Origin of the sequence: Nonomuraea marmarensis, assembly GCF_043197025.1 — a bacterium.
Taxonomy (GTDB): Bacteria; Actinomycetota; Actinomycetes; order Streptosporangiales; family Streptosporangiaceae; genus Nonomuraea; species Nonomuraea marmarensis.
In genome coordinates this window covers 246,468-259,585 of record NZ_JBICRM010000010.1, presented here as the reverse complement: position 1 = coordinate 259,585, position 13,118 = coordinate 246,468, and the positions used below count along the sequence as shown (strand labels likewise).

The window sequence follows — 13,118 nt, the reverse complement described above, 5'->3', positions numbered from 1 at the left end:
GCTGTGATGGACGTCAGTGTGGGACCACAGACAGGTCGGCTGCTGATCAAGACGGCCCGCACCGGACTGGGGGCGAAGGCCGGTCACGACCTCACCATCGAGGTGACGCGCTGGCACGCCGACATCACCCTTGACACCGCCGACCCGGCCGCATGCTCGGTGGCCGTGACGGTGGACGCCGACTCGTTCGAGGTTCGTCAGGGGACCGGTGGCGTGAAGGCGCTGACCGACGCCGACCGCGCGGAGATCAAGCAGACCATACGGGAGAAGATCCTGCACACCGGGTCTCATCCGACGATCACCTTCCGATCGACCCGGATCGCCGGGACGGCGGAGTCGTTCAGCGTGGCCGGCGAGCTCGGCATCGCCGGGGTCACCCGGCCCGTCACGGTACACGCCCGGCTGGTCGACGATCGCGTCCAGGGGTCGGCGACCATCGTGCAGTCGCTGTGGGGAATCCGGCCGTACTCGGCGTTCTTCGGCGCGCTCAAGCTGCGCGACGAGGTCGAGGTCCAGTTCGACATCGGCGGCCTTGCCGCCGGCTCCTGACCACACCCCGGGTCCGGCCCGAACACCGTAGGCTCCCCGGCCTGACGGCCGAGGCAAGGAGTTCATCTCGCCGAAACCTAAGGGGGGATCGCGCTAGGTAGAGTCCCGCCATCCTCGACAACGTTGACCCATTCATCGGCACTGCGGCGACCGACCTGCCTAGAGCGCGCGGTCTGGCCGCCACTTGGTGGTGGCCGAAACCCCAGGTAGGCAACACGCACCCGGGTGCTACGTCGCCGCTGGGCATGGTGTCGGCCTGCGCCTACTCCGGCGCGTACCCGACCGGGTACGGGCGGTACACGAAGAACACCGAGGGTGTACCCGAGGAGATGTTCGAGCGGCTGCAGGCGTCCGGGTTCACCCATTTCCAGCAGTCCGGTACCGGCGCGATCCGCAAGTACTACAACTACGTTCGGGTCACCCCGATGGTGCAGCCGCTGGACGTGCTGGGGGAGGCTTGGCCGCTGCACGACGAGGTGGCGGAGGCGGGCTACTACGCGGCCACCCTGGACACCGGGGTTCGCTGTGAGCTCACCGTGGGCACCAAGGTCGCCGTGCATCGGTACACGTTTCCGGAGCACAGCAGCGCCCGTGTAGTGGTCGACCTGTCCTGTGGTGGCTTGGCCAGCGAGCTCGGCCGTACTGTGCCGGTGCGGGCACAGGTGGAGAGCATGGGCCATGGCCGGGCCCAGGGCACGGTGGTGATGGAGGGCGTCCCGCTGTCGGTGTACCTGGACGTCGACAGCCCGGGCTGGCGGCAGATGCTCTGGTACGACCGGCGGCTCATCGACGGCGGCACTCGCCTGGACTTCGACAGCATCCGGCACACCACGCTGCGACCTTTCGGCATGCTCTTCATGGGCCCGGCCGCACCGGGGCAGACCATCGAGGTACGGCTCGGGTTCTCGCTGCGCGGGTGCGACCAGGCGCGGCAGAACCTGGAGCGCGAGTGCGGAGACGCGCAGCCGGCGTTCGACGCGGTACGTTCCCGGACCCGGGCCCGCTGGGGCGAGCACCTCGACCGGGTCCAGGTCGAGGGTGGCACGCCGGCCCGCCGCACCGTGCTCGCGACGGCGCTCTACCATGCGCTGATCAAGCCGTGCGTCGCCGACGACGAAAGCCCGTTCTGGCCGACCCCCGGACCGTTCGCGTTCGACGTGTGCACCATGTGGGACATCTACAAGACCCAGCTGCCGCTGCTCGCGGCCATCGTCCCGGACCGGGCCGCGGACCTGCTGGAGTCGCTGATCCGGGTCTGCGAGGAAGAGGGCAACTTCCCCATCGGGTACCGGATGTCTCGCGGCGCCGACCGTTTCTTCCGCCAGGCCAGCGCGCTCGCACACACCACGCTGGCGGACGCCCACGCTCTCGGCTGGGCGGGCCTGGACTGGAACTGGGCGCTCGTGCACATGGTCGGTGACCTGCGTCGCATGTACGGCGAAGACTTCTTCGAGCACGGAGTGGTGCATCCGATCACCCACACCCTCGACCTCGCCTACGCCCACCACTGCACCGCACAGGTCGCGCGGGCGCTGAACGACCGGCGCCTGGCCGACGATCTCGAGGACCAGGGCCGCCAGTGGTCCAACGCCTTCGACCCGAGCACGGGACTGCTGCGCGACTCGGAGTTCTACGAGGGCGGCAAGTGGAACTACTCGTTCCGGTTGCTGCATGACATGGCCGCGAGGATCGCCCTGGCCGGCGGCGACGAGGCATTCATCGACAAGCTGGACAGGTTCTTCGGCTTCGGTGCCGCACCGGTGACGCAGCCTGGCCGGCGCCCGAAGCCGGCGGAGATGACGGCCGGATTCGCCCTGAACCGGTTTGAGGGATTGAACAACGAGCCCGACATGGAGGCGCCGTGGGCGTACCACTACGCGGGCCGGCCAGAGCGTACAGCTGAGGTGGTGCACGCGGCGCTGACCTGGCAGTTCGGCACCGGACCTGGCGGGCTGCCCGGTAACGACGACTCCGGCGGCCTGAGCTCGTGGTACGTCTGGGCGTCGCTGGGGCTGTTCCCGGTCGCGGGGCAGAACCTCTTCCTGGTCAACACGCCCGCGTTCGCCCGGGCCGTGCTCCGGGCCGGCGGCAACGAGTTCGTCGTCGAGACCAGCGGGCACCGCGAGACGCCGATCGGCGTCGACGGCATCGATCGTGACCCACCGGCGCAGTACGTCCAGTCGGCGACCCTCAACGGCAAACCCCTGCACGCAACGCACCTGAGCGCCGCCACCGTGCACCGCGGCGGCCTGTTGCACCTGCGGCTGGGCCCGGAGCCGTCGGCGTGGGGGCGGGGGATCCGCCCGCCGTCCCTTTCCGATCCACCCGCGACACCGGAGGAAGCACGATGACCCACCCCCGTCGCCGTCTCGTCATCGTGGTCAGGGCCGACCCGGTCATCTGTGGCCACTCCGGCGAAGCCCGTAACCTCGCCGAGGTGGCGCTGACCCGTGGGTTCGCCGACGTACGGCTGTTGACCTGGCCGATTCCGACGCTGCAGGCGGCCGGGCTGCCGCTCAAGCCGCTGGACCGGCTGCTGCCGTACAGCGCCGGGATCACCGTGGAGCGGCCGGAGGGGGTTGGGGACTACCGGGTGCCGGACGGACGCCACCAGGCCGGCCTCACCGGCCGCCTCGTCGAGCTGCTCGCCGAACCGCTGCCCACGACCTGCCTGTCCATGTACCTCGTTCCGCATACCACGGTGGTCATGGACGCGGTCGCCGCCGCGCGCGCGGCCGGGTTCGCGCCCGACGTGCACACCGTCGCGAAAGCGGTCGGCTCGGACGTGACCAACGTGATCCGGTCGTGCCTGCGGGAAGGCCGGTTCGGCGCGGCGACCGTGCTGTTCACCACGTTCCTGGCCAACGACGAGGTCGTCGCGGTCTCCGAGTACACCCGAGAGGAAATCGTCGCCTCGGCCGAGCAGGTGGACGCTCACTGCGGCACCACGTTCGCCGAACAATGCCGGCGCCGCGTGACCGTCAGCTACCCGCCGATCGACTCCGCCGCCTTTCTCGACCTGGATCCAGGGCAAGTGGACGCCGCACTCGCGCGACGCGGTCTGGAGCGTGACGGGTACATCCTGTTCCTGTCCCGGGTGACCCGGGCCAAGGGGATCTACGAACTGTTGAGCGCCTTTGGTCAGATGCGCTGCCGGTCGCGCGTGAAACTGGTCGTCGCCGGCACCGGGACGGCGCTGGAGCACGTGCAGGCGATGGCCAAGGAGGACGACCGGGTGGTTCTCCTCACCGATGTCGACGACAACGAGAAGGCGCTGCTCATGCGCGGCTGCGCCGCCTACGCCCTGCCCACCAAGCCCGAGCCCGACTTCGTCGAGACGTTCGGCATCGCCCTGGCCGAGAAGATGCTGGCCGGCGGTGGACCGATCATCACCACCATGACGGGCGGGACCCTCGAGGCGGTCGGCGACACCGCCGTCATCGTCGAGCCCGGGGACATCGCCGGTCTGGCAGCGGCTGTGGACCGGGTGGTCCTGGACATGTCCGCCGCCGAGCGGCAGGACCTGGAGCTACGCGCCCGCGCCCGCGCGTTGACCTTCGACCGGGCCGCGGTATTCGACAGCCTGTTCCCGCAGGAGGCGCCCGCAGTCGGGGTTCACTGACCTGGGATCGCGGTGCCGACGCGGGACGGTAATGCGGGCGGCGGGCTACTGACTTTAGGTAGATCTTTCTACATATCACCTGATTGCGGACACATCAGACAGCGCCTCTGACCTGGGCTTTTACTCTCGTCAGAGTCGTTGAACCTCTCTTGAGGTGCACTTGACCTGCGGAAACGGCAAGGTACCCTCGCCGTACTACAGGTTTCCGGTTTATCCATAGAAGTTCTGAATTACCAATTTTGTCAGGATCTGTTGGTATAAATCCGGTCTCGTCCGGGAGGTTCCCACACTTCCATGACGCCAGAGATGCAGAAGCTCATCGAACTGCTCCAGACTCAGCTCGGCTATTCCGAGAGGGTCGGTTCATCGTTCGGTCAGTGGTCCAGCCACGACGGCGGCGTGGTGGCGCGCGGGGAACGCGACACGAGCAGTGTCGTCGACGGCTATCCGGAACGCGTCAAGTCCCACCTGGACGAGGCATGGTCCGACAACCGGACGGCCGAGGCGCGGCCCGGCCCGCACGCGCCCCGGCAGCAGTCCCACAACGGGCCTGCGGAGGCATGGTCCGGCACCCACGCGGGCCAAGAGCGGCGGCCCGGTGACAAGACAGTCCAGAAACCCCACGACCAGACCCCTCAGGCAACCGATGACCACCCTGCCCAAGCGGCCGGCCGGCCCGCCGCTGACCGGCCGGGCACGGACGCCGGAGGCCGCCCGCACTCTCACGGGAAGTGGGCCAGCCCCTTGAGCCCCGGCACCAAGCGGGACGACTCCCACTCGTCCTCCGGTGCGGCCCGCCCCGCACCCGCACCGAACCAGGCTTCGGACACGCCGCCAACCGCGACAGCCCCAACCTCGGCCCCCGACGCTCCGACCGCCCCAGCGCCGAGTTCCTCGGACGCTCCGACCGCCACTGCCGCCCCAGTCCCGAGTCCCTCCGACGCTCCGACTGCTACGGCTGCCCCAGCGCCGAGTTCCTCGGACGCTCCGACCGCCACTGCCGCCCCAATCCCGAATCCCTCCGACACACCGACCGCCACCGTCACCCCAACCCCGACATCCGACGCGCCGCCCACCACCCCCACCCCAACCCCGACATCCGACACGCCGTCAGCCACGGCCACCCCAACGCCAACCTCTTCCGATACGCCCCCCACAGCCACCGCGGCCCCAACTTCCGACACGCCGTCAGCCACGGCCACCGCATCGGCGCCGCAGACCGCTCCGGAGACCACCGCCCCTTCATCGACCCCCACCCCGGCCGAGCCGACCTCCTCCCAAGCCGAGCCGGTGGCCTCTTCCGAACCCGAGTCGACCTCCTCCCAAGCCGAGCCGGCGGCCACTTCCGAACCCGAGCCGACCGTCACCTCCACAGACGCGCCGACCACTACCCCCTCCTCGGCCAAACCGACCGTGACCTCCGCAGCCGAGCCCGTCGCCGAGAAAGCCACCCGTGCCATGCCGACGGCGTCCCGCACCACGGCCGCGACCGCCTTCCCCACGCACCTCCACGCCTCGATTACCGGCCCACTGCCGAGCTTGTTCACTCCGACGATGATCACCTCGGCTGTGGTGGCCGTGGTAGCCGTGCTCGCGGCGCTCGCCGTGGCAAAGACCCGCCGCCGGGCCCGCTTGGCCGCCGCCGCGTACATGGCGCCGAGCCCGTCCATGCCCGTCCCCCGCCACAGCACCGCCGAGCCCGACGAGGGCAACCTGTGGAGGTGGGAACTCCTGGAAGCCATCGAGGCCGCCGCCGCCCTGCCGCTCGACACCATCGCACCCAGCGAACAGGACAGCGACCCACCGGACACCCCCGCACCCAGCGAACAGGACAGCGACCCACCCGACGCCCCTGCACCCACCGAGCAGGTGAACCGGCGATCCGAGCCCAGCCCGTCCGGACCCGACTCCGGCCTGGGCCCTCAGGAGGAGCCCGCCGCCTGGACCGAGCCGTTCGAGGTCGTCATCCACACCGGACCGCTGGAGTCGATCGTCGATACCGGACCGCTCGAGCGCATCGTCATCCCCGCGGCGACCAGCCCGTTCGACGCCTTCGCCCCGGCCGACACCGCGGACGGGAGCATCCCCGACCCGACGTACCACGGGCGCAGGCGACGCAGCGAGCACCCCGCCGGCGATGAGGGTGTCGCCGCCGACGCCCCCGCCGAGAGGACGCCGTCATCGGGCCCTGGCGCGTCCGGCGGTGTCTAGCCGGGCGAGGACCTGCTCGCCGCCCTCAGCATCTGGTCGACGCTGTCGAACTCATACGGCACGCACGGGCGGCCAGGTGCGCCCAACCCGCTCGGCCCCCGGCCCGCCCACACTGGTGAGGGGTGGGTGGGCCAGGGACTTCTGACTGTCAGGCGCAGGTGTATCCGGACGGAAGCGCGGTGTTGGCGTTCGGGCGGCTCGCCTGGAAGCCGACGCTGGTGGTGCCGGCTCCGGGGGCGAGGGTGCCGTTGTGGCCGGCGTTCCTGATGGTCACGGTCTGCCCGCTGACGGTCACGGCGCCGTTCCACGAGCCGGTCAGCGTGTGCCCGGCCGGTAGCGTGAAGGTGACCGTCCATCCGGTGATCGTCGAGGTGCCGGTGTTGGTGATGGTCAGCGGCTGGATGACGTACCCGGTGGCCCACTGGGTTTGTACGGTCGCAACGGCCGTGCAGGTTCCGGTGGAGGTGCCGGGCTGGGTGGTGACCTGCGCAGTGTTCGAGACCGGCGAGGTGTTGCCCGCGGCGTCCCGTGCCCTGACCTGGTAGCGGTAGGTAGTGCTCGGGGTCAGGCCCGTGTCGCTGAACGAGGTCGTGGTCGAGGTGCCGGCCTGGGTGAACGTGCCACCGCTCGCGCCGGGCGCGCGCAGGATGTCGTAGCCGGCGACGCCGTTGTCGTCCGTCGAGGCCGTCCAGCTCAGGTTCGTGCCTGTGGACGTGGTTGCCGAGGCCGCCAAGCCGGCCGGGGCCGTCGGCGGCGAGGTGTCGCCCCCGGTGGTGGTCGTGGTGAAGGTGACCGGCTGCGAGTTGCCGGACAGGGTGCCCGCGCCGTCACGCGCTCGCACGTACACCTGGTACTGGGTGTTCGCGGTCAGCCCGGTGAGGGTGATCGAGTTGGTGGTGGACTGGCCGAGTTGCGGGTCGGTGGCGCCCTGCTCGCGGTAGACGTTGTAGCCGGCCAGGCCGGAACCGCCCTGGTCGGTGGACGCGGCCCAGGTCAGCGTAGCGCTGGTGGCGGTCACGTTGGACGCGGCCGGAGTGCCCGGCGTGCTCGGCGGGGTGGTGTCGCTGGAATCGTTGAGGGTCGGAGTCTGCCAGTCTCTCCACTCGGACAAATTGCCAAGCGCCCTGGGCGAGATCCTGATCGCGCCAGGAGCATTGCCCGTCTTCAGCAAGAACTTCTGGATGTTCTGCTGCAACGGGGTCCTCCATTCAGGCCTGTTGGCGCAGTGATTACCGTCCTGGATGTCGGACCAGTAGGTAATGTTGTCTCCCGCACCGAGTGCCTTGTAGACCTCTGCTCCGCCCAAGGCCGCCACGCTCGCGGACCTGGGACCCAGATTGGCAATGTGCGGATTATCCATGATGAATAGCCCTCGCGGCGCAACCATGGCCACCATTTCATGCGTGTCCACCGGCAGTCTGGTCGGGCTGCTCGTGAAGGAGCCGAACGCGTCGCCCAGCCACGGCTGCTCTCCGTAGGCGCTGCTCAGACTCTGGGCGCCTTCCCCGGGAATTCCGCGGAAGATGGGAACACCAGCGCTTCCTGACTCGATCGGCATCGTCAAAGCGATGCGCTGATCGAACGCACCGATCACGAAGGCACCTTTTCCGAACCGCGAGCATCCCGTGACGCCGGTCGCATCCGCTTTGAGAATGCTGCCGCCCGACTGCTCAATGACGTCGATGATCCGGCTCACACCCCAGGCCCAGGCGAGTAGCAGCCCTGTGCTGCTCGAGGAGCCGTAGATGCTGTAGAACGCGCCTTGCTTGTTGTTTCGGGGCGTGCCCTCTCGCCCGACCGCGTAGGGGTCGTAGTTGATGACGGCAGCACCAGCCGCTCTGATGGCGGCCGTGTCCGCGCCAAATCCGCCCAGGACGACGACGGCCGGGAAAGGTCCGGAACCACTCGGCAGTGAGACGCTCGCTGAGAAACTGGAGCTCCTGCCGTTGTGGTTCACGTTCACAGTGATGCTGGTATTCGAGACCGTCCCCGTGACACTTGCCGGCTTTCCGGGTTTCTCGCCGTAGACGAACCTCTCCGCCAGCTTCTTGATCTCTTCCCGCCGGCACCGCCACTCCGACTTGGCGGAGATGCGCGTACCATCCAGCTTCCTGAAGGGATCGGGAAGCCTGGAGTTGGTAGGCAAAGTTCCTTCGCCGGGCAGGCCGGTCACTGCGCAGTCGGCACCCTCGTCTTCAACTCCAGCAGCCGCGGCGGCCTCGGTGGAGGCTACCGTGACCGCTCCAGCGAACGGGAGCGTCACCGCTACCACCAGCGCGACAACCCTCGACCGGATCTTGGAGCGGGCCAGGCTGGTGATCACTTGGGCTCTCCCTTCCGGGTGGGGTGTTGGCGATCAGTCTGGGAATCCGTTCGAAACATGTCAACCACATGCCGAAATGTTTCAAAGATCGGCTACTGGTCGTACCTCTGAGCTGGGAGCATGTCTATGCCGATGCCGAAACTTTCGGAAACTAGCTGAAAATGAGGCACGTTCCATCCCGCCCATCCATGACGGCCAGAATGTACTGACGCTGCCCGTTCAAGGCACCATTTGGCCGACCGCCTGGTCGGCGATCGGCCGGTGATGGGCGGCGTCGAGGTCATTACCTCTTCGGTTTGAAGTAGTGCGCAATCATGTAAGCGGAGACCTCTTTGCCGATCTTCGCGCCCTGCACGTCAGCCGTGCGGGTATGGATGCCGCCCCAGATGCGAGCTTCGATGACCTCGGCGAGTGCCTGCGAAAAGCTGTGGAAGTACCGGGTGGTACCCGAGTCGGCGCTGGACCCGCTGAAGGAGATGTCGTCTCGACCGAAGAAGTACGCCAACGCCGACATGCTCGCCGCGGTGAAGCAGGTATGTCCGGACGTGAAGTCGGGGTGGGGCGGCGTAACGAGCAACGGCATCCAGTTGGGATCGGCCGCCGTTCCCGGGTTGCCGTCGGTGTCGGCCAGCTGGATCGCGGTGACCGGCCGCCAGAAGTTCCACGCTGCCTTCTCGTTGTAGCAGGCGGTCGTGGCATCGGTTTCGGCCATATCGACCATCGCGAACATCCGCGCCGTCTGGAGCGTGTTCAGTCGCTGCGTCGTCGCAAGCTGGCGTTTGATCTCCCATTCGGCAATATGCCGGTCATGCCACCAGATCGCGGCTTGCGTCTGGTCGGCCGTCCTGACCGTGCTGGTTGCCGAGCCGATCGCCTTGACCTCGTTGAAGTCCCGGGTGTACCGGTGGCTGGTGAGCGATGGCGGGCCGGACGTGCGGAACATGGACGCGCTGGGGATGAGGAACGGTTTGAGGTAACCGACCCATGCCCCGTCGGAGGCGAACGCGGGTGGCGCCGGCCGCCACTGACCGGGCTGGGTGCCGACGGGCCAGGTCTGGCTTCCGAACGCCCCGTCGTTCTGCCGCGCGGCGATCATTGCAGTGGCCGCCCGGGTGCCCACGGTGATTCCGCGCTGCTTGGCAGCACCGTCGGGAATCTCAGCCAGCGACTCGTCGTACTGCGTTCTCAACCTCTCCTGCTGAGCCGGAAACAGCGCGTTCAGCACAAGGAAGCTCGAGGTCGCGACGGCCGCGTTCGTCGACTCGGTTCCATTGGCGGGCGGTGCGATCAGGTACGGCTGGTAGGGAGTGCCGGCGATCGCGTTCACGGCGTCGTAAATGGCTCCGTGCACCATCGCGAAGCTGCGCGCCTGGACCTGCGGCTGCTGGCCGGCAATGTCCCAGATCGCTGTCTGGGCGTTTCTGTCCCAGACGATGACGGCGTTGGTTGGCGTGTGCGTAGTCGACGCGTGCGCGATTGACGAGCCGAGTCCGACCGGTGACCCGGCAGTGATGACTCCGGCGACGGCTAAGCAAACGGCCTTGCGTGATAGGACGCCTGCCCGGCGGACGTCACGTAATTTAAGCATGGCGGAAAATTACTATGCTGGCCACGTCCGTTACAGTGGCCGAACGGTCGAAAGATCGTTAATGACGCAACCGAAATTCAGTGCACCGCCTGGTCTGGGCGATGATCGGCCCCATTGCCGCGTGCGCGCTGCCGCCTCCCGGGCGCCCTGCCAGACGAGCGCGGGCCTGGGTGTACTCGTCGGCGACCGGGCTCATCATCTGCGCACAGCAGTGACGGCGCTCAAGGTACAAGCATTTTGAAACCCGTGAAACGTTGCCTTCTTTCGGGGATCGTGTCTACGGTCAACTGTTTGAGGCACGACGATGAGCCACTCACGTCACCTCTCTCGTCCCCCCGTTGGAAAGGCGTTCTCGTGACGCAGCTTGTTGTCGAAGGCCATGGCACATCTGTGACCCTCGATCCGGGCCGTTCGTACCGGCTGGGCCGCGATCCGAGATCGGAGGTCGTCGTCAACGCTGATCGGGTCTCGCGTACGCATGCCGTGCTCCGGTTCGAGGGCGGCCAGTGGATCTTAGAGGACGCGGGCAGCCGCAACGGCACGTACGAGAGTGGGCACCGCATCCAACGGGTCGTCGTCAGCCCGGGAACCAGGATCGGCCTCGGTCACCCGACGGAGGCCGGACTCATCAACTTCCGCGCGGCCCCGCACCAGGTCCCGGCACAGCCCCCGGGGTTGGCTCGGCAGGCACCTCCTGTACACGGAGGCGGCGCCCCCGAGGTGCCGTCGATGCCCACGGTCCGTTTCCCGCGCACCGGGCAGTGGCGTGAGCCGGCCGCCGTCAGGAGCGTCAGCGGCGCGCAGGTCATTCGCATCGGCCGGGCGCCCGAGAACGACATGGTCGTCACCGATCTGCGGGTGTCCCGGCGACACGCCGAGCTCCAGATCACCGGCGGCGTCCACGAGATCGTCGACGTGGGCAGCCGCATGGGCACGTACGTCAACGGCCGGCGCGTGCAACGGGCCCGCATCTCCCCGGACGACCTCATCGGCATCGGGCCGTCGACGTTCCAGCTTGTGGGCGACACGCTCATGGAGTACGCCGACACCGGCGAGGTCTGCCTCCAGGCGCACGACCTCACCGTCACGGTGGGGCGCGGCAAAGTGCTGCTGGACCACGTGACGTTTCCGGTCGGCGAGAAGTGCCTGCTGGCGATCATCGGCCCCAGCGGCTCGGGCAAGTCCACCCTGCTGCGTGCGCTCACCGGGCTGCGCCCCGCCGACCAGGGCATGGTCACGTACGACGGGCGCGACCTGTACCGCGACTACGCCGAGCTGCGCTCGCGGGTCGGCCTCGTGCCGCAGGACGACATCCTGCACAGCCAGCTCACCGTGCGCCGCGCCCTCATTTATGCCGCGGAACTACGCTTCCCCGACGACACCAGGCAGCACGAGCGGAAGGAGCGCGTCGACGAGGTTCTCCAGCAGCTCGGGCTCGAAAACCGCCAGGACAATCGCATCTCCTCGCTGTCCGGCGGCCAGCGCAAGCGCGTCAGCGTCGCCCTCGAGTTGCTGACCAAGCCGTCTTTGCTGTTCCTCGACGAGCCGACATCCGGCCTGGACCCGGGGCTGGACAAGTCGGTGATGCAGATGCTGCGGGGCCTGGCCGACGACGGCCGTACTGTCGCCGTCGTCACCCACAGCGTCGCCAATCTGGATATCTGTGACCGGCTCCTGGTGATGGCGCCGGGCGGGAAGATCGCCTACTTCGGCCCGCCCGAGGAGGCGCTGCCGTTCCTCGGCTTCACCGACTGGGCGGACGTGTTCCTGGCGTTCGACGACCCATCCAGGGACTGGGCCGGCGAGTACGCGCGGTCTTCGCCGCACCAGAAGTACATCGCCGCCGACCTGATCGAGCCGGTTTCGACGGGACGCCCCGTACAACGAGAGAGCCCGCCGAAACAGCAGAGCTGGCCAGAACAGCTCAGTACGCTGGTACGCCGCTACTGCCGCGGCATCGTGGCGGACCGGCTGTTCCTCGGCATCACCATCGCCCTGCCGATCGTGATGGGCCTGCTGGCCCGCGTCGTCCCGACCGGTGACCTGAAGGGTCCTCCGAACAGCAATGGCAACGCGGCGAACCTGCTGCTGATCCTGTGCATCGGCGGCTGTCTCACCGGCGCCGCGAACGCGGTGCGCGAACTGGTCAAGGAACGCGCGATCTATCAACGAGAACGGGCGGTCGGGCTGTCCAGATCGGCCTACCTCTGCTCCAAACTGCTCGTGCTCGGGCTGATCACCGTGGCACAGGGCGTTGTGCTGACCTACGTGGCGATGCTGAATGTCGAAACGTACGACAAGGGAGTGTTCACGGCGCCGCTGACCGAGCTCTCGCTCGCCGTCGCGCTGTTGTCGTTCACCGCGATGACCGTGGGCCTGCTCATCTCCGCGCTGGCCAAGACCAGCGAGATGACCATGCCGCTGCTCGTGCTCGTCACACTGATCCAGCTGGTCTTCTGCGGGGCGCTCGTACACCTGGACGGCAAGCCGGTGATGGAGCAGATCTCCTGGCTCGTACCGGCTCGCTGGGCGCTGGCCGCGCTGGCCGGCACGCTCGACGTGGGTCAGCTCATCCCGCACATCCAGGATCCGCCGGACCCCCTGTGGAGCCAGGACTTCGGCACCTGGTTCCTGGACATGAGCGTCCTGGCCGTCCTCGCGGTCGCCTGCTCTTTCCTGGTGGCCCGCGGCCTGCGCCGCCATGAGCCCGCGGTGATGCGCGGCAAGTGACCGAGCGCCGCCGTCACACGACGGGCCTCATCGTCACCCCGGCAGTGCGCGAGCTGCGCCACCGGCACCCGGACGCCGACGTGCGAGCCCTGCAT

At 68.2% G+C, this 13,118-nt stretch carries 8 protein-coding genes; 5 read left to right on the top strand and 3 right to left on the bottom strand.

Features of this window, described 5'->3' with window-relative positions; genetic code table 11:
- Positions 1-6 precede the first annotated feature (6 nt).
- The 3 genes from ACFLIM_RS19365 (at position 7) to ACFLIM_RS19355 (ending at position 4,171) form a co-directional block, all read left to right on the top strand.
- On the top strand, positions 7-549 hold the full coding sequence (locus ACFLIM_RS19365; RefSeq protein ID WP_393167291.1) for a YceI family protein: 543 nt from the start codon (positions 7-9) through the stop codon (positions 547-549).
- A 110-nt stretch (positions 550-659) separates the two neighbouring features.
- The gene (locus ACFLIM_RS19360) at positions 660-2,900 is read left to right on the top strand and encodes a glycoside hydrolase domain-containing protein (protein WP_393167359.1); all 2,241 of its coding nucleotides are present in this window, start codon (positions 660-662) and stop codon (positions 2,898-2,900) included.
- Entirely contained in the window at positions 2,897-4,171 is a 1,275-nt protein-coding gene (locus ACFLIM_RS19355) for a glycosyltransferase (protein WP_393167289.1), read from the top strand. Before ACFLIM_RS19360 ends, ACFLIM_RS19355 begins: the two co-directional genes overlap by 4 nt.
- Before the next feature lie 722 nt (positions 4,172-4,893).
- On the opposite strand, the gene ACFLIM_RS19350 is transcribed toward ACFLIM_RS19355, so the two are convergent.
- Positions 4,894-5,733, bottom strand: coding sequence for a hypothetical protein (locus ACFLIM_RS19350; protein ID WP_393167287.1), 840 nt, complete (start codon positions 5,731-5,733; stop codon positions 4,894-4,896).
- Here ACFLIM_RS19350 and ACFLIM_RS19345 point away from each other — a divergent pair.
- Positions 5,726-6,382 carry a hypothetical protein gene (locus tag ACFLIM_RS19345; protein WP_393167285.1) on the top strand — a complete coding sequence of 219 codons (657 nt, stop codon included), beginning with the start codon at positions 5,726-5,728 and terminating at the stop codon, positions 6,380-6,382. The genes ACFLIM_RS19350 and ACFLIM_RS19345 overlap by 8 nt on opposite strands.
- Positions 6,383-6,530: 148 nt before the next feature.
- On the opposite strand, the gene ACFLIM_RS19340 is transcribed toward ACFLIM_RS19345, so the two are convergent.
- Both ACFLIM_RS19340 and ACFLIM_RS19335 read right to left on the bottom strand, forming a co-directional pair.
- The gene (locus ACFLIM_RS19340; protein ID WP_393167283.1) at positions 6,531-8,705 is read right to left on the bottom strand and encodes a fibronectin type III domain-containing protein; all 2,175 of its coding nucleotides are present in this window, start codon (positions 8,703-8,705) and stop codon (positions 6,531-6,533) included.
- A gap of 283 nt (positions 8,706-8,988) precedes the next feature.
- Entirely contained in the window at positions 8,989-10,293 is a 1,305-nt protein-coding gene (locus tag ACFLIM_RS19335) for a vanadium-dependent haloperoxidase (RefSeq protein WP_393167281.1), read from the bottom strand.
- Between the two features lie 354 nt (positions 10,294-10,647).
- Here ACFLIM_RS19335 and ACFLIM_RS19330 point away from each other — a divergent pair, with 354 nt between their 5' ends.
- Positions 10,648-13,023 carry an FHA domain-containing protein gene (locus ACFLIM_RS19330; protein ID WP_393167279.1) on the top strand — a complete coding sequence of 792 codons (2,376 nt, stop codon included), beginning with the start codon at positions 10,648-10,650 and terminating at the stop codon, positions 13,021-13,023.
- The last annotated feature ends 95 nt before the right edge of the window (positions 13,024-13,118 follow it).